This window comes from Streptomyces sp. NBC_01171 (genome assembly GCF_045039805.1).
Taxonomy (GTDB): domain Bacteria; phylum Actinomycetota; class Actinomycetes; order Streptomycetales; family Streptomycetaceae; genus Streptomyces.
Genome location: NZ_CP108609.1, coordinates 2,773,431 through 2,792,576 on the forward strand (window position 1 = coordinate 2,773,431; position 19,146 = coordinate 2,792,576).

Below are 19,146 nucleotides of genomic sequence, written 5' to 3' on the forward strand. Positions count from 1 at the left end.
TCACGAGGTCCGGGAGCGCGCCTCCCGGACCTCGTCGTAGGTGCGGCGGGCCTTCTCCACCTGCTCCAGGCGGTCCTCGGTCCACACGGCCAGCGCCCTGACCTGCTCGGCGGCCTCGCGGCCGAGGTCGGTGAGGGAGTAGTCGACGCGGGGCGGGATGACCGGCTTGGCGTCTCGGTGGACCAGGCCGTCGCGCTCCAGGGTCTGGAGGGTCTGGGTGAGCATCTTCTCGCTGACCTCGCGCCCGCCCCAGCGGCCGACCGCCCGCCGCAGCTCCCCGAACCGGTAGGACCGGTCCAGCAGCTCGATGAGGACGAGCACGCCCCAGCGGCTCGTCACATGCTCAAGCACCAGCCTCTGCGGGCACAGGGCGTCGCGGACTTCGTTGCTTACCGTCATAGCAGTACCTTACTTGAAAGTGGGTACTGTCTTTTGGTTAGCGCCCCTCCTAGGGTTAGCGACATACCCCGACGTTCCCCTAGGAGAACCCCATGAGCATCGTCGTCACCGGAGCCACCGGACACCTCGGCCGCCACGTCGTCGCCCAGTTGCTGGAGCGGGTCCCGGCCGAGCAGATCACCGCCGTCGTGCGGGACAAGGCCAAGGGCGCCGAGTTCGCCGAGCGCGGTGTGCGGCTTGCCGTCGCCGACTACAACGCCCCCGAGACCTTCGACGGCCTCTTCTCGGCCGGCGACAAGGTGCTGCTGATCTCGGGCAACGAGTTCGACAAGGGCCGGGTGGCCCAGCACCAGGTCGTCATCGACGCGGCGAAGGCGGCGGGGGTGGCGCTGCTCGCGTACACCAGCGCGCCGGGCACCCTGACCGCGACGCTGGCCGACGACCACCGGGCCACCGAGCAGGCGGTGCTCGCCTCCGGGCTGCCGTACTCGCTGCTGCGCAACGGCTGGTACCACGAGAACTACACCGAGAACCTGGCCCCCGTGCTCGCCCACGACGCGGTGGTCACGGCGGCGGGCGAGGGCCGCGTCTCCTCGGCCGCGCGTGCCGACTACGCCGCCGCGGCGGTCGCCGTGCTGACCGGCGAGGGCCACGAGAACACCACGTACGAGCTGGGCGGCGACGTGGCGTGGGGCTTCGACGAGTACGCGGCCGAGCTGAGCGCGCGGACCGGGCGGACGATCAGCTACCAGCCCGTCTCCGGGGAGACCCTCAAGGGCATCCTGGCCGGCGCGGGGCTGCCGGACGCGCTCGCGGAGATGCTGGTCGGGGTGGACGCGTCGATCGAGCAGGGGGAGCTGGTCGTGGCGGGCGGGGAGCTGTCCCGGCTGATCGGCCGGCCGACGACGCCGCTGGCGGTGGCGGTGGAGGAGGGGCTGAAGGCGGCGGAGGCGAGCTGAGGGGCTGCGCCGGGCCGGGTGCGCCGCCCCCTCTTCTCCGGTCATGACCGTATGGCGATACGGACATGACAGGCGGGGCGGGGCGGCGTTACCTTCGTTCTCGCGTGGCGGATTGCGAGAAGGAGGATCCCGTGGCCGGGACGTCCAAGGGTGAACACCGAATAGGGCTGCTGAACGGCATCGCGGCGTACGGCATGTGGGGGCTGGTCCCCCTCTTCTGGCCGCTGCTGAAGCCGGCGGGGGCCATGGAGATCCTGGCCCACCGGATGGTGTGGTCCCTGGTCTTCGTCGCCGTCGCGCTGGTGTTCGTGCGGCGGTGGGCCTGGGCGGGCGAGCTGTTGCGGCAGCCGCGCAAGCTGGGCTTGATAGCGGTGGCTGCCGCTGTCATCACGGTGAACTGGGGCGTCTACATCTGGGCCGTGAACTCCGGCCACGTGGTGGAGGCGTCGCTCGGGTACTTCATCAACCCGCTGATGACCATCGCGCTCGGCGTGCTGCTGCTGAAGGAACGGCTCCGGCCGGTGCAGTGGGCGGCGGTCGCCGTCGGCTTCGCCGCCGTCGTCGTCCTGACCGTGGGCTACGGCCAGCCCCCGTGGATCTCCCTCTGTCTCGCGGTCAGCTTCGCGACGTACGGCCTGGTGAAGAAGAAGGTCGGCCTGGGCGGCGTGGAATCCCTGGCCGCGGAAACGGCCATCCAGTTCCTCCCCGCCCTGGCCTATCTGATCTGGCTCAGTACCCAGGGCGACCTCACCTTCGCCACGCAGGGCCCCGCCCACGCCACCCTCCTCGCCTCCACCGGCATCGTCACGGCCCTCCCCCTGGTCTGCTTCGGCGCCGCCGCGATCCGAGTCCCCCTCTCCACCCTCGGCCTCCTCCAGTACCTGGCCCCCGTCTTCCAGTTCCTCCTCGGCATCCTCTACTTCCACGAGGCCATGCCCCCGGAACGCTGGGCGGGCTTCGCCCTGGTCTGGCTGGCGTTGGTGTTGCTGACCTGGGACGCGATGCGCTCCGCGCACCGGGCCCGGGTGGTGGCGATGTCCCTCCGAACGGACCCGGCTGCGGCTGCGGTGGACGCGGTGGATGTCTGAGGGGTTGGTCGGACGGGGGCAGTTCGATGCGGTGGTCGTCAGGACCGACTACGCCGACGAGCGAGCGTGGCGGGCCTGGGTGGCGACGCTGCCCCAGCACGTCCACTTGGTCGACGACCCCTCTTGGTCCGGGACGTCCATCGACGATGTCCGCGAGGTCACTCGGGGTGTGGGGTACGTACGTGTGGTCGGGCAACGCATCTAGGCGCGCGGAAGTGGTGTAACTCGCCATGTGGGGCGGTCGTCGGCCATATAAAGGGCTGCATGGTGACTTCTTCATCGCGGGCTGAGCCGTTGCATTGGAAGGTTGTGGTGGATGCGGTTGATCCGCATGCGCAGGCCGATTTCTGGGGGGCCGCGTTGCACTATGAGCCTGAGGACAACAGTGCGTTGATCGAGCGGCTGTTGGCGTTCGGGGCGTTGTCCGGTGAGGCGACGGTGGAGTATCACGGGCGGCCGGCGTTCCGGGATCTTGTGGCTGTGCGGCATCCCGATGATCCGTACGACTCCGAGACGGGGACCGGGCTGGGGCGGCGGGTGCTCTTTCAGCGGGTGCCGGAGGCCAAGAGCGGCAAGAACCGGCTTCATCTCGACCTTCATGCCGGGCCGGAGCGAAGGGCCGAGGAGGTGGCTCGGCTTACCGCACTGGGGGCCACCGTGCTGCGTGAGGTGAGTGAGCCCGCGGGGGCGTGGACCGTACTGGCGGACCCCGAGGGGAACGAGTTCTGCGTCCAGTAGTAGACAGGGGCATGACCATCCGTGAGTTTCTGAGACCCGCCCTCGCCGTCGCCCTGCTGGCCTCGGTCAGCGCCTGCGCCGGGGCGTCCGTGCCGGATCGCCCGGTGGCCAGCCCCGCCGCTTCCAAGTCCGCCAGTGCGAACCCCCAGCCGGTCACCGCCTCCATGCCGGACATCATCGGCGGCAACGCCGGACGTGCGGCCGAGCAGATGGGCCCCGAAACCGAGGTGGCCTTCAAGGACGTGAGCGGGAAGGGCCGTTCGGTGGACGACCCGGCCGAGTGGAGGATCTGCCACACCCGGCCGGGGCCGAACCAGCAGATCACCGACTACCCGGTGATCCTCGGCGTGGTGCGGGTCGCGGAGAGCTGCGCGGGTACGGCCCTGAAGTGAGGTGACCTCACGCGTCGGCCGCCGCCGCGCGTGCGGTCAGGCGGGTCATGCGGGTGTGGGCCGACTCCAGGGGGCGGGGGTCCGCAGCGGCCGGGCCGGGCTTCGAGGCCAACGCAGTCCATACCTCGATGAGCTCGCGGCCCATCCGGAGGGCCTGCTCCGCTTCGCCCACCGCACGCCACGCGGTCGCCGCGCTGCGTACGTTGCTGTAGGCCGCCGCCGGGTCGCCCGACTCGGCGCGCTTACGGGCCAGGTCCAGCGAGAGGTCGAAGGCGCGCGCCGGGTCGCCGGTCAAGTACGCGATGTACGCGCACAGTTCGCGCAGATGCAGCACCTCGGGGTGCCGGGGACCCAACGCACCGGACGCCTTCGCCACCGCCCGGCTCGCCAACTCGGCCGCCCGCTCGACCTCTCCGTCCCGTACGGCGTCCCCGACGCGTCCCAGCGCCGCCGTCCACACCTGGGCCCCGTCCGACGTCTCCCCCACCGGCACCTCCGCGAGCATCTCCTCCGCGATGGCGTCGAAACGGCTCGGCGGGATGGGCTCGGGCTCGGCTTCGGGGGTGGGCTTGGGGCCGAGGACGAGTTCGGGTCCCGGCCCGAGGGCGGCCTCGGGCTTCGAACCGGGCCTGGGCTTGGCAAAGTTGACAGTGCCGGAAGCGGCCCGGGGTATCCGCTCCGGCGCCGGCCCGGCCGCGGCCACGGGCTCCTCCTCCGGACCCCCCATCACCGGCGGCGGACCGAAAACCCCCCGAGGCGGCTGCACAGTCCCCGGCGCCGCAGGCAACCTCGTCGCAACCCCCGTCATCCGGGTCGTGCCGTCCGGCGAGATCTCCAGTGGGACCAGGCACCCCGCCGCGTCGTCGTGGATGGTGACCCGTATGGGGGTGCCGTGGGACGTGGCCAGGTGGTGGAGGTGGTTGAGGACGGCGTCGTGGATGTCCTCGTCCGGGGCCCGGAGGACGGGGGTGCCCGCGACCGACGCCGTGCCGGTGGCCGAGACGCGGACCTCGACCGGCCGGTCCCCGCGCCGCTTCTCGAAGCTGAGTCGAGACATCCGTTTTCCCTCATTCCCCCCGGCGCCGCGCCCGGTCGTACGCCTCCTGCGACCAGTCTCGCCGCCCACGGCGCTCCCGCGCGTCACCACGACGTCACAGCCTCGCACCAGCCGCCCTTGCGGGACAGTACTTGCATGTGCATAAGATGCATGTGGATTCAACTTCTCTCGCCCCAGGGGTCCCCATGAGCCGTCGCTTCCTCTTCGTCCTGGGCAGCGCCCGCAGCCAGGGCAACACCGAGTTCCTCGCCCGTACCGCCGCCGAGCAGTTGCCGGCGGGGGTGGAGCAGGAGTGGATCAGGCTGGCCGGGCTGCCGCTGCCCGAGGCGGAGGACCTGCGGCACGACAGCGACCACGTACGCCCCGCCTCCGACACCCCCGCCGGGATGCTGCTGGACGCCACCCTCGCCGCCACAGACGTGGTGATCGCCTCGCCGCTGTACTGGTACTCCCTCTCCAGCCTCACCAAGCGGTACCTGGACCACTGGTCGGGCTGGCTCCGCATCCCGGAGACCGGCTTCAAGGGCGCGATGGCGGGCCGGACCCTGTGGGGCGTGACGGCGCTCGCGGACCGGGACCCCTCCGTCGCCGAGCCTCTGATCGGCAGCCTGAACAACTCCGCCGCCTACCTGAGGATGCGCTTCGGCGGGGTGCTGCTCGGCAACGGCAGCGGCCCGGGAGACGTACGCGACGACACCGAGGCGCTGGCCCGCGCGAAGACCTTCTTCGAGGGTGAGACACCCCTCGCCCGCTTCCGGGGCCGCTAGGCCGTGATGTCCTTCGCCGTGAACCGCGCCCACGCCGCCGTGCCGAACACCGCCGCGTAGACACCCTGGAGGACCAGGTTGCGGCGGAGGTCGTCCCAGAGGACCGGGTCGCGCAGGAGGTCGGCGAAGGACAGCCAGTAGTGGGAGAACAGGTACGGCTGGATCGCGTGGAGCTGCGGGATCTGGTCGAGGATCTGGACCGTGATCAGCAACCCCACGGTGGTCGCCATCGCCGCGATCCCGCTGTTGGTCAGCGTCGACACGAACAGCCCGAGCGCCGCCACCCCGACCAGCGAGGCCGCCACCGCCAGGGCGATCAGCAACGCCCGGAGCAGGCCCTCGCCGAAGCCGATCCGGGTGCCGGAGATCGTGGTGACCTCCCCCAGCGGGAACAGCAGCGCGCCCACGGCCAGCGCGGACACCGCGACGACCAGGGTGGCCAGCAGGCAGAAGGCCAGGACGGTCGCGTACTTGGTCAGCAGCAGCCGGGTACGGCCCGCCGGGGCGACCAGCAGATAGCGCAGCGTGCCCGCGCCCGCCTCCCCCGCCACCGCGTCCCCGGCGATCACCCCGACCACCAGCGGCAGGAAGAACGGCAGGGTCGCCGCGAGCGCGGTGAACACCAGGAACAGGCCGTTGTTGGTGACCTGTGCGATGAACGCCGGCCCCCCGCCGCCCCGGTCCGCGTCCCCGCCGCCCCCCGTCTCGACCCGCACCGCGATCCCGATCAGCACCGGCACCGCGGCCAGCACCGCGAGCAGCACCAGGGTGCGCCAGCGGCGCAGGGTGGTGACCAGCTCGCTGCGCAGCAGCCCGAAGGTCCACAGCGGCCGGGGCGCCGTGGGGTACGTGGTCTCAGCCCGCGACATCGAAGCCCTCTCCGGTCAGTGCCACGAACGCGTCCTCCAGCGAGGCCCGTTCCAGCGTGAACCCCCGTACCCGCACGCCCGCCGCGACCAGGGCGGCGTTCAGCTCGGCGAGGTCGCGGGCGGGCGGTTCCCCGGTGACCGTCTCTCCGGTCACGGTGAGGTCGGTGACGCCCTGCTCCTTGAGCACGCGGGCCGCCTCCGCCGGGTCCGGGGTGGCCACGGCGAGCCGGCCGCGCGCCCCGGCGGACAGGTCGGCCACCGCGCCCTGGATGACGAGCCGGCCGCGGGTCATCACCGCCGCATGGGTGCAGACCTGCTCGATCTCGTCGAGGAGGTGGGAGGAGAGGAAGACGGTGGTGCCGTCGGCGGCCAGCTCCCGGATGAGACCGCGGATCTCGCGCATCCCCTGCGGGTCGAGCCCGTTGGTGGGCTCGTCCAGTACGAGCAGGCGGCGCGGCCGGAGCAGGGCCGCGGCCAGGCCGAGGCGCTGCTTCATGCCGAGCGAGTACGCCCTCGCCTTCTTGCCCCCGGCGGCGGCGAGCCCCACCCGCTCCAGCGCGGCGGCGGTGCGGGCGCGCCGGGTGCGGGGGTCGGCGGCCGGGTCGGCGGCGTCGTAGCGCAGCAGGTTGTCCCGGCCGGAGAGGAAGCCGTAGAGCGCGGGGCCCTCGATGAGGGCGCCGACCTCGGGCAGTACGGCGCGGGTGGCGCCCGGCATGGGGCGGCCCAGGACGTGCGCGGTGCCCGAGGTCGGTTCGATCAGGCCCATCAGCATGCGGATGGTGGTGGTCTTGCCGGAGCCGTTGGGGCCGAGGAAGCCGAAGACGCTGCCCGCCGGGACGGTCAGGTCCAGACCGTCCACGGCGAGCTGTCCGCCCCGGAACCGCTTGGTGAGGCCGCGCGTGGCGATGACCGGCGCGGCCTCGTTCCCGGCGGCGGACGGTGGCTCCATCGGTTCCCCTCGTGTGTCGGGCGGTTCCGGCGGGCGGTCACTTGTCCGCGTCGGCCGCCTTGACCAGGGCGTCCTTGGTGACCGCGCCCGCGTAGACCTTGCCGTCGTCGGTGATCAGGGCGTTGACCAGGCGGGTGGAGAAGACGGTGCCCTTGCCGAAGTCGCCGGAGACCTGGTCGCCCAGCGAGCCGAGGAAGCCGCCCATCGCGCCGCCCTGCTCGGAGCCGGAGGTCTTGTCCCCCTTTGCGCCGGTGTCGAACTTGGCGATGGTGGTCCAGCCCTCGCCGATGGTGTCGGCGCCGCTCAGGCCGCCCGGTGCGAACTGCTCGCCGAAGTCGGGGGCGTGCTCCCGCCGGCCGTCCTTGCCCGGCTTCTCCTCGGTCACCTTCGCGCCCTTGGGCGGGCGGAAGTCGAAGGTGGAGGCGGGCGGAGCGGCGAAGGAGACCTTGGTGAAGCCCGCGTCGAGGACGGGGGCGCCGCCGCTCTTCGGGGTGAGGGTGAACTTCAGCGGCAGGCCGGTCTTGGCGTCGACGCCGATGGTGACGTCACGGACCGTGGAGCCGGACTGCTTGGGCTTGATCACGAGCTGGTAGGCGTCACGGCCGGCGATCCGGGCGGTGCCGTCGACGGTGACCGAGGTGGTGGAGTCGACCGACTTCAGTGCCTCCTCGGCGAAGTCGTCGGGCGTGGCGCTGGGCCGGTGCTCGCGCGGTTCGCCGGTGTGCTGGGCGGTGGTGTGGAAGACCTCGTTGCTCGCGCTGTCGTAGCCCCACACGTTCTTGTCGTTGTGGATGAGGCTGTACTCGGCGTCGCGCTCCAGGAGCGAGACCTTCTGCTTCTCCGGGCCGTCGGCGGCCACGCGCAGGGTGTGGGTGCCGGAGGCCAGCTCCGTGAGCTTGGTCCGCGGGTCGGCGGAGGAGCCGTCGCCGTCGTGGGCGGAGCCCATGCCGCTCTGGAGGCTGCCGAGGTCGGGCAGGCCGAGGTCGGTGCTGACCTTGACGGTGCCGGACATCCGCTGGACGTCGGACTTGGCGATCTTCTCGACGAGCTGCTGCGCGGTGATCTTCGGCAGGTCCGGGTCGCCGGAGGCGGCGAGCGCCGGGACCAGCCCGATGGTGGCGGCCGCGACACCCACCACCGCGACGGGCACGACGTACCGGGCGGCCTTGCGGCGTCCGGTACTCGGGTCCTCGTCGGGGCCGGTGCCGGTCGCGTGGTCGGATTCGTACGGTGCCATGTCTGCCTTACCTCCGTCGTCGGCGGCGGCTGCGCTCTATGGGGTCCACCTGAGCCGCCATTCTCACCCGGATCGGTGAGGAGTGGTGGTTTCCCTGGTTCCCATCAGACCAATTCCGCAGTCCTGAAGCGTCAGCCCACGGAGCCAACTCGGCGTACACCTGCGGTATGACGTACGGACCGGGCACCCGCACCGACCCGTAGGGGTCGGGCAGGGGCGTCCTAGCCGGCCCGGTGGACCACGGCGTCGCACAGCTCGATCAGCGCCGTCTTCGCGGTGCAGTCCTTCAGCGGGGCGAGGGCCGCGCGGGCCTCCTCCGCGTACCGCACCGCGTCGCGGCGGGCCTGGTCCAGCGCGGGGTGGGCGCGCAGCGCGGTGAGCGCCTCGGCGAGCCGGGCGTCGTCGCTGAGGTCGGAGTCCAGCAGCTCGCACAGCGCGAGGTCGGCGGGCTCGCCGAGCCGGGCGGCGCGCTCGCGCAGCCGCAGCACGGGCAGCGTGGGCACGCCCTCGCGCAGGTCGGTGCCGGGGGTCTTGCCGGACTCGTCGGAGTCGGAGGCGATGTCCAGCACGTCGTCGGCGAGCTGGAAGGCGACGCCGAGCCGCTCGCCGTACTGGGTGAGCACGTCGACCACGCTCTCCTCGGCACCGGACATCATGGCGCCGAACCGGCAGGACACGGCGACCAGCGAGCCCGTCTTGCCGGAGAGCACGTCGAGGTAGTGCTCGACCGGGTCGCGGCCGTCCTGGGGACCCGCGGTCTCCATTATCTGGCCGGTGACGAGGCGCTCGAAGGCGAGGGCCTGCACCCGGACGGCCTCGGGGCCGAGATCGGCGAGTATCTGCGTGGCGCGGGCGAAGAGGAAGTCGCCGGTGAGCACCGCGACGGAGTTGCCCCAGCGGGTGTTGGCGCTGTCCACGCCACGCCGCACGGCCGCCTCGTCCATGACGTCGTCGTGGTAGAGCGTGGCCAGGTGGGTCAGCTCGACGACGACGGCCGAGGGGACGATGCGCGGGGCGTGCCGGTCGCCGAACTGGGCGGACAGCAGCACGAGCAGCGGACGGAACCGCTTGCCGCCGGCCCGCACCAGATGCTGGGCGGACCCGGTGATGAAGGGGACCTCGCTCTTGGTGGCCTCTAGCAGGCCCGCCTCGACAGCCGCCAGTCCGGCCTGGACATCGGCTTCCAGTGCCTGGTCCCGCACGCTCAGCCCGAACGGCCCGACGACGGTCACGAGGTTCTCCTGTCTGCTGGTGTCTGCTGGCGACTTCACGGCTTGTCGATAGGTCGCTGCCATCAGTCAAGTCAGCGTATCCGGTCCTCTTTCGATCACCGATCGCACCCACCGGTCCAGCTCGTGAGGTATCAGATTTCGTCCGGCATGTACCGGATGGGTGGACAACGGTCGGTATAGGGGGAGTCGGTCGGACGATCCGACACTCCGGGGGTCACACCGGGCCAACGAACGGGAGGGGCCGCGAGGTTCCGCCCGCGGGGGACCGACACTCCCTAATACCCACAGACGGCGCAAATCCACATAATCCCCCATGTCTGATTTTGCGTATTTTGCGATTCCGTGAGTTGGCTCACGCGGACCGCCCTGTCGCGTGTACCCCCACAAGTCCCCCTCTCACCCCCTTCTTACCGTGCCCGGTAAGGAAGTTGAGGATTGGCGGACGCAAAGGATCAAGTAGGCCATTTGGGACAGACCAAGGTCAACTAGCGCTTTGGGTGAATCCACTACTTGTTCCGGACATGTGCGGTCGCATACGTTCCCGCCCTGTCAGGCGAACGCCGAATCCTGCCGCGCCTGGCACACCCACTCACGAACTCATTCGTACGGCAGGAGCGGGGGACCCAGGTAAGCCGCCGGACCGGACGACAGATGTCGCGCCGGGACGGCTCGGGGTGAAGCCAACTCGTCCCCGGTGTCCGACGGGCACCGGGGACGACGCGGCCGGGCACCTCCCCGCCCGAACCCGACAGCTCACCTCGCAGGCGACGGAGAGGAAACACCGACATGTCTGCTGCTGCTCAGCCGCGCCGTGCCCGCACCAAGCGCATCGTCCGCACGCTCACCGTCGCCGGTACCGGTGCCGCGATGTTCGCGCTCCCCCTCATCGGCGCCACCAGCGCCTCCGCCGCCCCGGCCGCCAAGCCCGCCGCCGCCTCCACCGTGTACCCGAACAACCTGGACGGCTGGATCCGCCAGTCCCTGGCGATCATGGCCGAGAAGGGCATCCCGGGCACCTACAACGGCATCCACCGCAACGTGATGCGCGAGTCCTCGGGCAACCCGCTGGCCATCAACAACTGGGACATCAACGCCATCAACGGCACCCCGTCCAAGGGCCTGCTCCAGGTGATCGACCCGACCTTCCGGACGTACCACGTCGCCGGCACGTCCTTCGACCCGTACAACCCGGTCGCCAACATCACCGCCGCCTGCAACTACGCGTACCACCGCTACGGCTCGATCGACAACGTCAACGGCCCGTACTAAGCCCCCGCACGGTCCCTGTGCACCGCGCCCCCGTCGCACGCCTCGCGCGTACGGCGGGGGCCGTCGGCGTCAGGGGGCGAACAGGCGCTCCAGGACGACGGCCACCCCGTCGTCCTCGTTGGAGAGGGTCACCTCGTCGGCGACCGCCTTCAGTTCCGGGTGGGCGCCGGCCATGGCGACGCCGTGGGCGGCCCACTGGAACATCGGGATGTCGTTCGGCATGTCACCGAAGGCCACGGTGTCCGCGCGGCCGAGGCCCAGGTGCTCGGCGGCCAGCGCGAGACCGGTCGCCTTGGTGATCCCGCACGGCTGCAGCTCGACCGTGCCGGGCCCCGACATGGTGACCGTGGCCAGCGAGCCGACGACCGAGCGGGCGGTGGCCGCCAGTTCGTCGTCGGACAGCCGGTCGTGGCGCAGCAGCACCTTGCTGATCGGCGCCCGCCAGAGCTGCTCGCGCCGCTCCACCCGTACGGCGGGCAGGGTCGGGTGCGGCATCCGGTAGCCGGACTCGATCAGGGTGAGCCCGTCCACGCCGTCCTGGTCGGCGGCCGCGTACACCTGGCCGACCTCGGCCTCGATCTTGCCGAGCGCGGTCTCGGCCAGCTCCCGGTCCAGCCGGACCGACCACAGCAGGGTGCCGGTGGCGGCGTCGTACACCTGGGCGCCCTGCGCGCACACCGCGAGCCCCGTGCCGCCGAGCGCGGCCAGCAGGGGGCGTACGCGGGGCGCGGGGCGGCCCGTCACCACGAGGTGCCGGGCCCCGGCACGTGCCGCCCCCGCGAGCGCGGCGAGCGACCTCGCGGAGACCGTGTCGTCGCCGCGCAGCAGCGTCCCGTCCAGGTCGGTGGCGATGAGCGAGGGACGGGCGGGACGAGAAGGAGGGGAGGGTGCGGCCATGATCAGAGAATACGGATCACCGGTCCTCCCGACTCACCCCCCGCGCACCGGAGTTGGCGCGTCGCTCAGCTCCGCGCGCCGTGGGCCGCGGCCAGGTGTTTCGCCAGCCTCGGGGAGGCGAATTCGGTGCCGCACACGAAGCGCATCACCGGGCCGTACGACGCGGCCGCGGGCAGGCCGGTGAAGTAGAGACCGGGCAGGGAGGAGACGTAGCCGGGACCGAGGCGCGGCGCGCCCCGGGTGACCGCCAGGTCCGTGCGCAGGCCGGGGCCGAGGAAGTCCAGCGCGGCCAGGTCGACCCGGTAGCCGGTGGCCGCGATGACGTGGTCGGCGGTGAGCCGGTCGGTACGGCCGCCGTGGGTGCGCACGGTGAGCACCGGCGCGCCGTCCACCGCCTCGGCGGACACCACCCGCGCCACCTCCTTCACCTGCACCCGCCCCTCGAAGCGGTCGCGCAGCCACCAGGCGCCGAGCGGGCCGAGCACCCGCCGGACCAGATGGTGCCGGGCGCCCTCGGGCAGGAAGCGGTAGGGCTGGGCGTAGTAGCTGAGCGCCCACAGCGACCAGGCACGGCCGAACGGCGATTCGGGCCGGAACCTCGGCTGCTTCCAGGGCGGCGCGCCGAAGGCGACCTTTCCCCGGCCGCGCGAGACGACCCGTACGTGCGCGCCCGCCTCGGCGGCGAGGGCGGCGGTCTCCAGCGCGGACTGGCCGGCGCCGACGACCAGCAGCTCCTTGCCCGCGAACCGGCCGAGGTCGTGGTGGAGGGAGCTGTGCGTGACCAGCGCGGGCCCGCCGAGGGCCGCTCCGGCCAGCTCGGGGGGCAGGTGGGCGAAGCCGGAGAGACCGGTGGCGACGACCACCGCGCGGGCGGCGAACTGCTCCCCCGAGTCCAGCTTCAGCTCGAACCCGCCGGGCCGCCCCCGCTCGACCGACACCACCCGGACCTGCTCCAGGTCCGGCACCAGCCGCTGCTGGAACCACTCCCCGTAGGCGATGAAGGTCTCCGCCGGGATGATGTCCTCGTCGGTGACCAGGCGCCGCACGCCCGCCGCGTCGCAGTAGTCGGCGAGCGTGTGGCCGGGCTGCGGGCAGTCGAGGCTCGAGGCGGCCGGAGTGGATTTCAGCAGCATCCCCTCCGGCATGTGCTCGCGCCAGCTCACCATGGGGTCGCCGAAGACCCGTACGGGGATGCCGCGCGCCCGCAGATGGGCGGCGGTGGACAGGCCGTAAGGCCCGGCCCCGATGACTGCAACCGGTCGGATCACGAAGTCCCTCCCAGGACGCGGTGCGCCACGTGCGTGGCCTTGCCTACTTCGTGGAGTGCGAGGTGCCGCCGCCCCGGCGGCTGGTCCGCCAGAGCTGGTAGAGGTGCTTCGCGCCGGGGCGGCCGAAGCGCGCGAGCATCGTGAGGAACGGCATCGGGTCGTCGCCCGCCAGCCAGGCCAGCTCCGTGCCCTCGGCCCGCGCGGGGGCGGAGGGCGTGGTGTAGCCGCTGCGCCGGTAGGCGAGCAGGGCGGGCAGGTCGATGTTCTCCACGACGAACCGCCGCCCGGCCTGCTGCTCGCCCTCGGGGACGGCCCGGCCGGTGAGGTTCAGGTGCAGGGCCCGTACGACGTCCACGCCCGACTCGCTCTCGAAGAGCCGGAACTGTGCGCCCATGCGGGGGTTGAAGTCCAGCAGCTTGTACTGGCCGTCGCGGCGGTCGAAGCGCAGGTCGAGGTCGACCACCCCGGCGAAGCCGAGCTGTTTGACGAACCGGGTCGCCAGGTCGGCGAGTTCGGGGTTGTCGACGACGTACGCGTGGGCCGTCATGCCGGCGTGCGGGGGCCAGGAGCGGACCTTGACGCCGGTGAAGACGGCGAGCGGGTTCGCGTCCGCGTCGAAGCAGGCGTGCACGATCCAGTCCTCGGCCGCCTCCCTCGGCAGGTACTCCTGGAGGATCACGCCGGGGTCGTCGCCCCAGTCGCGGGCCAGGGCCAGCAGACCGGCGCGGCTGCCGATCCGGGTGGTGCCGCCCACGGCGGGGCGGCTGCGCCGGACGAACGCCTCCCGGTTCTTGGCCACCACCGGGAACAGCGCCTGGTCGGCGAAGGCCACGACCTGGTCGTACGAGGTCGGGAAGACGGTCGTGGGGCTGGCGACGCCGTGCTCCTCGCACAGCTCGTGCAGCCCCTGCTTGCTGGCCAGCCGCCTCGGCAGGGCCGGGTCGACGGGCGGGAAGAGGAAGGCGCCGGACAGCTCGTCCTGGTGCTCGGCGATGAGGACGGCCGCTTCCTCGTCGGTCGGGATCAGGACCGCCGGGCGGCCGATGCGGCGGCCGATCCTGCGCAGCCCCTCGACCAGGTGCTCCGGGTCCTCCGCGCCGGTCGTCGGCCAGACGAACGCCCGCGTGAGATACCGGGAGGCGGCGGCCGGGGTGTACGGGTCCTCGGTGATGGCGTACATCGGCACGCCCAGCCGGCCCAGGCTGCGGATCGCGCCGACACCGCCGTGGTGCAGCGGATATCCGCCGAACTTGACTATCAGGCCGGGCACTTCGCAGTCCGCCTCGATGGGCGCGCCAAAGCGTCTGCCGGCCACGGGTCCCCCCACGTGTCCCCCCTTTGGACCGGACCCACCCCGTCCGTGTCCCCCGAAGGACGCTAAGCCGGAACACTTCCCTCCGACAAGTGCTATTCGGACATTGCGAACTCTTTAGACACGACCCCCATCGACCGCCGCACCCTGCCCAACACACCGCTCACGGCCGTAACGTGTGGCCCGACGCTATGGATCATCAACCCAGGCCGACGCGGATGAGAGTGAGGCAGCACCCCATGCCCCCCGTGCCACCGTTCGACGTTCCCGAGGGCGACCCCTTCGGTCCGCACAACCTTCCCTACGGCGTGTTCTCGCCTTCCGGCAGCACCGGCGCCGATCGCCGGGTCGGCGTACGCCTCGGCGATCATGTCCTGGACGCGGGAGCCGCCGCCGGCGCGCTGGACTTCCCGCACGCGGACCTGCTCACGGCGCCGAACCTCAATCCGCTGCTGGCCGCCGGGCCCGCCGTCTGGTCCGAGGTGCGCGCGGCGCTCACCGACTGGGTCACGCTGCCCGCGCACCGGGCGGCCGTCGAGCCTCATTTCCACGAGCTGTCGCAGGTCACGCTGCACCTGCCGTTCGAGGTGGCCGACTACGTCGACTTCTACGCCTCCGAGCACCACGCCCGGAACGTCGGGCAGATCTTCCGCCCCGACTCCCCCGACCCGCTCACCCCCAACTGGAAGCACCTGCCCATCGGTTACCACGGCCGCGCGGGCACGGTCGTGGTCTCCGGAACCGATGTGGTCCGCCCCTCCGGCCAGCGCAAGGCCCCAGCCGACCCGGCCCCGGTCTTCGGGCCCTCGATCCGGCTGGACATCGAGGCGGAGGTCGGCTTCGTGGTGGGCGTGCCCTCCGCGCAGGGCACCCCGGTCCCGCTGACCGGGTTCCGGGACCACGTCTTCGGGCTGTGCCTGCTCAACGACTGGTCGGCGCGGGACATCCAGGCGTGGGAGTACGTTCCCCTCGGGCCCTTCCTGGGCAAGTCCTTCGCCACCTCGGTCTCCGCGTGGATCACCCCGCTGGCCGCGCTGGAGGACGCGCGGGTGGCCCCGCCCGAGCGCACCCACCCGCTGCTGCCCTACCTCGACGACTCCGCGCCCGGTGTCGAGCCCGGCGGTTACGACCTGCGGATCTCGGTCGCGATCAACGGCCAGGTGGTGGCCGAGCCGCCCTTCTCCACCATGTACTGGACCGCCGCCCAGCAGCTCGCCCACCTCACGGTGAACGGGGCCTCGCTGCGCACCGGCGATCTTTACGCCTCCGGCACGGTCAGCGGGCCCGGGGAGGGGCAGCGGGGGTCGCTGCTGGAGCTGACCTGGAACGGGCGTGATCCACTCGAACTCCCCGACGGCAAGCGAGCGTTCCTGGAGGACGGGGACGTGGTGACCTTCACGGCCTGGGCGCCGGGGAAGGACGGGGGGCGGATCGGGCTCGGGGAGGTGGAGGGGCGGATCGTCAGCGGCTGAAGCCGGCCGGGCGACGGGTGCGGACGGCGGGGTGCGGGTGTGCCGTATGTCTGTCTTCGGCGGGCCCGGGCCGTCATACTGACGGCATACGAACCGGGCGGCACGCACCCGCTGCCCAGCGGACCGTACCCCCCTTCCGACCAGGCACGTCCGACAGGAACCGGAGCCCCGGCATGATCGTCTGCCTGCTCCTGCTGACCGTCCTCGCCCTGACGGCCGCCGTACCGGCGCCCAGGGCGCTGACCCGTGCCGACTGGCCGGAGCGGGAGCCGGTGGTGGCGCTGTGGGTGTGGCAGTGCCTGGTCGCCACGGTGCTGCTGTGCTGCCTGACCGCGCTGGTCCTCGGCGCGGCGGCCGTCTTCCACACCGTCCGCGACCATGTCTTCGCCCCGGCCCCGCCCGCCGTCACCGCCGCCTACGATCTGTCGGCCGCGCCCGCCTGGGCTGCCGCCCTCACCCTGCTGCTGGCCGCCGGCGCGGCCTGGACCACGGCGATGCTGGGCCGCGAGTGGACCGAGGCACGGCGGCGGCGCGGGGTGGCCCGCGCGCAACTGCGGGAGCGGGCGCCGGACCTGCCCGGCGGCCTGCCCCCGGCGCGCGGTCCGCTGCTGGTGCTCGAGGACGAGTACCCGGACGCCTGGTGGATGCCCGGTCACCCGGCCCAACTGGTGGTGACCACAGGCGCGCTGCACCGGCTCACCGGGCATCAGGTCGATGCGGTCCTCACCCATGAGCGCGGGCACGCCCGCGCCCACCACGACTGGCTGCTGCATCTGTCCAGCGCGCTCGCCACGGGCTTTCCGCGCATCCCGCTCTTCGCCCATTTCTGCGACCAGACGCACCGGCTGGTGGAGCTGGCCGCCGACGACACCGCCTCCCGGCGCTGCGGGCACGTCACCACCGCGCTGGCCCTGATCGAGCTGAACCAGCACCGGGGCGTGCTGTCCTGTGCCTCCAGCCGGCGCCTGCTCGGGGAGCGGGTCGACCGGCTGCTGGAGCCGCCGCCCCGGCTGCCGCGCGGACACCGGGCGCTGACCACGGCTCTGGCGGCGCTGGTGCCGTTGCTGCCGCTGCTGATCACGTTCGCGCCGGGGCTGACGGCACTGGCGTAAGCCTGCCGGTCAGGACCAGTCGGGCTCCTCCTCGCCCTCGGGCCAGTGCAGGTCGGGGGAATCGGCGGCGGGGGCCGAGACGGGGGCAGGAGTGGCGGCCGGGGCCTTCGGTGCCGCTTCCGGTGCGCCGGCCGGGGCGGACTGGGCCTCCAGCACCGCGAGCACCCCCTCCCCGTACGTGGCGAGCTTCTTCTCGCCGACCCCGTTGAGCGTGCCCAGCTCGGCCACCGAGCGGGGGTGGCTGGTGGCGATCTCGCGGAGCGTGGCGTCGTGGAAGATGACGTACGCCGGGACGCCCTGCTCCTTCGCCTGCTCCGCGCGCCAGGCGCGCAGCGCCTCGAAGACCGGGACCAGCTCGGCGGGCAGTTCGGCCGCGGCGGTCTTGCCCTTGCGTTCGCCCCGGCCGGCGGCTCGGGCGGTGGTCGGGCGCTTGGGCTCCTTGCGCAGCGGCACCTCGCGCTCCCGGCGCAACACCTCGCCGCTGGCCTCGGTGAGCACCAGTGTGCCGTACTCCCCCTCGACGGCCAGCAGCCCTTGGGCGAGCAACTGCCGTACCACGCCCCGCCATTCGCCCTCGGCGAGGTCGTCTCCGATGCCGAAGACGGAGAGCTGGTCGTGGTCGAACTGGATGACCTTGGCGGTGCGCTTGCCGAGCAGGATGTCCACGATCTGCACGGTGCCGAACTTCTGGCCGCGCTCGCGCTGGAGCCGGACCACGGTGGAGAGCACCTTCTGCGCGGCCACCGTGCCGTCCCAGGTCTCCGGGGCGGTGAGGCAGGTGTCGCAGTTGCCGCAGCCCGCCTCGGTGGGGTCCTGGCCGAAGTAGGCGAGGAGCTGGCCCCGGCGGCACCGGACGGTCTCGCACAGGGCGAGCATCGCGTCCAGGTGGGAGGCGGCGCGGCGGCGGAACGCCTCGTCGCCCTCGCCGGACTGGATCAGCTTGCGCTGCTGCACGACGTCGTTGAGGCCGTACGCCATCCAGGCCGTGGAGGGCAGTCCGTCGCGGCCCGCGCGGCCGGTCTCCTGGTAGTAGCCCTCGAGGGACTTCGGCAGGTCGAGGTGGGCGACGAAGCGGACGTCGGGCTTGTCGATGCCCATGCCGAAGGCGATGGTCGCGACGACCACCAGGCCGTCCTCGCGCAGGAACCGGGACTGGTGGCGGGCACGCGTGGCCGCGTCCAGACCCGCGTGGTACGGGACGGCCGCGATGCCGTTGGCGGTGAGGAACTCGGCGGTGCGCTCGACGGAGTTGCGGGAGAGGCAGTAGACGATGCCGGCGTCGCCCGCGTGCTCCTCGCGGAGGAAGGCGAGGAGCTGCTTCTTGGGATCGGCCTTGGGGACGATGCGGTACTGGATGTTGGGGCGGTCGAAGCTCGCGACGAAGTGGCGGGCCTCGGGGAGGTTCAGCCGCTGGGTGATCTCCTGGTGGGTGGCGCGGGTGGCCGTGGCGGTCAGGGCGATCCGGGGCACGTCCGGCCAGCGCTCGCCGAGCAGCGAGAGGTTCAGGTAGTCGGGGCGGAAGTCGTGGCCCCACTGGGAGACGCAGTGCGCCTCGTCGATGGCGAAGACGGAGATCTTGCCGCGGGAGAGCAGGTCGAGCGTGGCGTCCACGCGCAGCCGCTCCGGGGCCAGGTAGAGCAGGTCCAGCTCGCCGGCGAGGAACTCGGCCTCCACCGTGCGGCGCTCGTCGAAGTCCTGCGTGGAGTTGATGAACCCCGCCCGCACACCGAGCGCGCGCAGCGCGTCCACCTGGTCCTGCATCAGCGCGATCAGCGGCGAGACCACCACGCCCGTACCGGGCCTGACCAGCGCCGGGATCTGGTAGCACAGCGACTTGCCACCACCGGTCGGCATGAGCACCAGCGCGTCCCCGCCGGCCACCACATGCTCGATGATCGCTTCCTGTTCACCCCGGAAGGCGTCATACCCGAACACCCGATGCAGCGTGGCAAGCGCCTCACTCTGGTCCGCGCCCGGCCCCTCGGTCACCGTCGTCATCTCGCTGATCCACCTGTCCCGCTCATCGCCATACCCCGTGCGCCGTCCCTCGACCACCGCCTCCACCATAGGCGCCCACACGGACAGCCCCCCGAGTTATCCACAACCCAGACAGACCGGACCTCCTGCAC

Annotated in this window: 19 protein-coding genes and 1 riboswitch; of the genes, 9 read left to right on the forward strand and 10 right to left on the reverse strand. The window is 72.1% G+C overall.

What is annotated here, in order from left to right:
- Positions 1 to 399: a winged helix-turn-helix transcriptional regulator gene (locus OG448_RS12655; protein ID WP_405553578.1), complete on the reverse strand. Its 399-nt coding sequence runs from the start codon at positions 397 to 399 to the stop codon at positions 1 to 3.
- Between the two features lie 92 nt (positions 400 to 491).
- On the opposite strand from OG448_RS12655, the gene OG448_RS12660 reads away from it, so the two are divergent.
- The 5 genes from OG448_RS12660 to OG448_RS12680 all read left to right on the forward strand — a co-directional run bounded on the left by OG448_RS12660 (position 492) and on the right by OG448_RS12680 (position 3,576).
- A complete protein-coding gene (locus tag OG448_RS12660) occupies positions 492 to 1,358 on the forward strand; it encodes an SDR family oxidoreductase (RefSeq protein ID WP_405553580.1) in 867 nt (288 codons plus the stop codon).
- 131 nt (positions 1,359 to 1,489) lie between these two features.
- Complete coding sequence (rarD, locus tag OG448_RS12665; protein ID WP_405553582.1) at positions 1,490 to 2,446, forward strand: EamA family transporter RarD; 957 nt, start codon at positions 1,490 to 1,492, stop codon at positions 2,444 to 2,446.
- On the forward strand, positions 2,439 to 2,651 hold the full coding sequence (locus tag OG448_RS12670) for a DUF6924 domain-containing protein (protein WP_405553584.1): 213 nt from the start codon (positions 2,439 to 2,441) through the stop codon (positions 2,649 to 2,651). Before rarD ends, OG448_RS12670 begins: the two co-directional genes overlap by 8 nt.
- A 59-nt stretch (positions 2,652 to 2,710) precedes the next feature.
- Positions 2,711 to 3,184, forward strand: a complete 474-nt coding sequence (locus OG448_RS12675) for a VOC family protein (RefSeq protein WP_405553586.1) — start codon at positions 2,711 to 2,713, stop codon at positions 3,182 to 3,184.
- Positions 3,185 to 3,195: 11 nt separating this feature from the next.
- A complete protein-coding gene (locus tag OG448_RS12680; protein ID WP_405553588.1) occupies positions 3,196 to 3,576 on the forward strand; it encodes a hypothetical protein in 381 nt (126 codons plus the stop codon).
- A 7-nt stretch (positions 3,577 to 3,583) separates the two neighbouring features.
- Here OG448_RS12680 and OG448_RS12685 read toward each other — a convergent pair whose 3' ends face one another.
- Positions 3,584 to 4,633, reverse strand: a complete 1,050-nt coding sequence (locus tag OG448_RS12685; protein ID WP_405553590.1) for a hypothetical protein — start codon at positions 4,631 to 4,633, stop codon at positions 3,584 to 3,586.
- A 185-nt stretch (positions 4,634 to 4,818) separates the two neighbouring features.
- Between OG448_RS12685 and OG448_RS12690 the strand changes: the two genes are divergently transcribed.
- Entirely contained in the window at positions 4,819 to 5,400 is a 582-nt protein-coding gene (locus tag OG448_RS12690; RefSeq protein WP_405553592.1) for a flavodoxin family protein, read from the forward strand.
- Here the strand turns inward: OG448_RS12690 and OG448_RS12695 are convergent.
- From OG448_RS12695 to OG448_RS12710, 4 genes are all read right to left on the reverse strand, one after another.
- Positions 5,397 to 6,269, reverse strand: coding sequence for an ABC transporter permease (locus OG448_RS12695; protein WP_405553594.1), 873 nt, complete (start codon positions 6,267 to 6,269; stop codon positions 5,397 to 5,399). The genes OG448_RS12690 and OG448_RS12695 overlap by 4 nt on opposite strands.
- Positions 6,256 to 7,218: an ABC transporter ATP-binding protein gene (locus tag OG448_RS12700; RefSeq protein ID WP_405553595.1), complete on the reverse strand. Its 963-nt coding sequence runs from the start codon at positions 7,216 to 7,218 to the stop codon at positions 6,256 to 6,258. The genes OG448_RS12695 and OG448_RS12700 overlap by 14 nt, the downstream gene beginning before the upstream one ends.
- A 37-nt stretch (positions 7,219 to 7,255) precedes the next feature.
- Positions 7,256 to 8,455, reverse strand: coding sequence for a LolA family protein (locus tag OG448_RS12705; RefSeq protein ID WP_405553598.1), 1,200 nt, complete (start codon positions 8,453 to 8,455; stop codon positions 7,256 to 7,258).
- A 221-nt stretch (positions 8,456 to 8,676) separates the two neighbouring features.
- Entirely contained in the window at positions 8,677 to 9,687 is a 1,011-nt protein-coding gene (locus OG448_RS12710; protein WP_391295424.1) for a polyprenyl synthetase family protein, read from the reverse strand.
- Positions 9,688 to 10,235: 548 nt separating this feature from the next.
- A riboswitch (cyclic di-AMP (ydaO/yuaA leader) is annotated at positions 10,236 to 10,469 on the forward strand.
- Between the two features lie 4 nt (positions 10,470 to 10,473).
- Between OG448_RS12710 and OG448_RS12715 the strand changes: the two genes are divergently transcribed.
- On the forward strand, positions 10,474 to 10,956 hold the full coding sequence (locus OG448_RS12715) for a transglycosylase SLT domain-containing protein (protein WP_405553600.1): 483 nt from the start codon (positions 10,474 to 10,476) through the stop codon (positions 10,954 to 10,956).
- Positions 10,957 to 11,025: 69 nt separating this feature from the next.
- Here the strand turns inward: OG448_RS12715 and OG448_RS12720 are convergent, their stop codons facing one another.
- The 3 genes from OG448_RS12720 to OG448_RS12730 all read right to left on the reverse strand — a co-directional run bounded on the left by OG448_RS12720 (position 11,026) and on the right by OG448_RS12730 (position 14,391).
- Positions 11,026 to 11,853 (reverse strand): HAD family hydrolase, encoded by an 828-nt coding sequence (locus OG448_RS12720; RefSeq protein WP_405553602.1) that lies wholly within the window; start codon positions 11,851 to 11,853, stop codon positions 11,026 to 11,028.
- Positions 11,854 to 11,918: 65 nt separating this feature from the next.
- A complete protein-coding gene (locus OG448_RS12725) occupies positions 11,919 to 13,121 on the reverse strand; it encodes an FAD-dependent oxidoreductase (RefSeq protein WP_405553603.1) in 1,203 nt (400 codons plus the stop codon).
- Positions 13,122 to 13,164: 43 nt separating this feature from the next.
- A complete protein-coding gene (locus tag OG448_RS12730; RefSeq protein ID WP_405553605.1) occupies positions 13,165 to 14,391 on the reverse strand; it encodes an ATP-grasp domain-containing protein in 1,227 nt (408 codons plus the stop codon).
- 290 nt (positions 14,392 to 14,681) lie between these two features.
- On the opposite strand from OG448_RS12730, the gene fahA reads away from it, so the two are divergent.
- Both fahA and OG448_RS12740 read left to right on the forward strand, forming a co-directional pair.
- Positions 14,682 to 15,905 (forward strand): fumarylacetoacetase, encoded by a 1,224-nt coding sequence (gene fahA, locus OG448_RS12735; RefSeq protein WP_405558785.1) that lies wholly within the window; start codon positions 14,682 to 14,684, stop codon positions 15,903 to 15,905.
- Between the two features lie 173 nt (positions 15,906 to 16,078).
- Positions 16,079 to 17,017 (forward strand): M56 family metallopeptidase, encoded by a 939-nt coding sequence (locus OG448_RS12740; RefSeq protein ID WP_405553607.1) that lies wholly within the window; start codon positions 16,079 to 16,081, stop codon positions 17,015 to 17,017.
- Positions 17,018 to 17,026: 9 nt separating this feature from the next.
- On the opposite strand, the gene recQ is transcribed toward OG448_RS12740, so the two are convergent.
- On the reverse strand, positions 17,027 to 19,015 hold the full coding sequence (gene recQ / locus OG448_RS12745; RefSeq protein ID WP_405553609.1) for a DNA helicase RecQ: 1,989 nt from the start codon (positions 19,013 to 19,015) through the stop codon (positions 17,027 to 17,029).
- Positions 19,016 to 19,146 lie beyond the last annotated feature (131 nt).

Excerpts from the sequence above, each read along its gene's own strand:
- OG448_RS12655 (WP_405553578.1), bottom strand. The coding sequence starts at position 399 with ATGACGGTAAGCAACGAAGTCCGCGACGCCCTGTGCCCGCAGAGGCTG.
- OG448_RS12660 (WP_405553580.1), top strand. The coding sequence starts at position 492 with ATGAGCATCGTCGTCACCGGAGCCACCGGACACCTCGGCCGCCACGTC.
- OG448_RS12670 (WP_405553584.1), top strand. The coding sequence starts at position 2,439 with ATGTCTGAGGGGTTGGTCGGACGGGGGCAGTTCGATGCGGTGGTCGTC.
- OG448_RS12675 (WP_405553586.1), top strand. The coding sequence starts at position 2,711 with ATGGTGACTTCTTCATCGCGGGCTGAGCCGTTGCATTGGAAGGTTGTG.
- OG448_RS12680 (WP_405553588.1), top strand. The coding sequence starts at position 3,196 with ATGACCATCCGTGAGTTTCTGAGACCCGCCCTCGCCGTCGCCCTGCTG.
- OG448_RS12685 (WP_405553590.1), bottom strand. The coding sequence starts at position 4,633 with ATGTCTCGACTCAGCTTCGAGAAGCGGCGCGGGGACCGGCCGGTCGAG.
- OG448_RS12690 (WP_405553592.1), top strand. The coding sequence starts at position 4,819 with ATGAGCCGTCGCTTCCTCTTCGTCCTGGGCAGCGCCCGCAGCCAGGGC.
- OG448_RS12695 (WP_405553594.1), bottom strand. The coding sequence starts at position 6,269 with ATGTCGCGGGCTGAGACCACGTACCCCACGGCGCCCCGGCCGCTGTGG.
- OG448_RS12700 (WP_405553595.1), bottom strand. The coding sequence starts at position 7,218 with ATGGAGCCACCGTCCGCCGCCGGGAACGAGGCCGCGCCGGTCATCGCC.
- OG448_RS12705 (WP_405553598.1), bottom strand. The coding sequence starts at position 8,455 with ATGGCACCGTACGAATCCGACCACGCGACCGGCACCGGCCCCGACGAG.
- OG448_RS12715 (WP_405553600.1), top strand. The coding sequence starts at position 10,474 with ATGTCTGCTGCTGCTCAGCCGCGCCGTGCCCGCACCAAGCGCATCGTC.
- OG448_RS12720 (WP_405553602.1), bottom strand. The coding sequence starts at position 11,853 with ATGGCCGCACCCTCCCCTCCTTCTCGTCCCGCCCGTCCCTCGCTCATC.
- OG448_RS12740 (WP_405553607.1), top strand. The coding sequence starts at position 16,079 with ATGATCGTCTGCCTGCTCCTGCTGACCGTCCTCGCCCTGACGGCCGCC.
- recQ (WP_405553609.1), bottom strand. The coding sequence starts at position 19,015 with ATGACGACGGTGACCGAGGGGCCGGGCGCGGACCAGAGTGAGGCGCTT.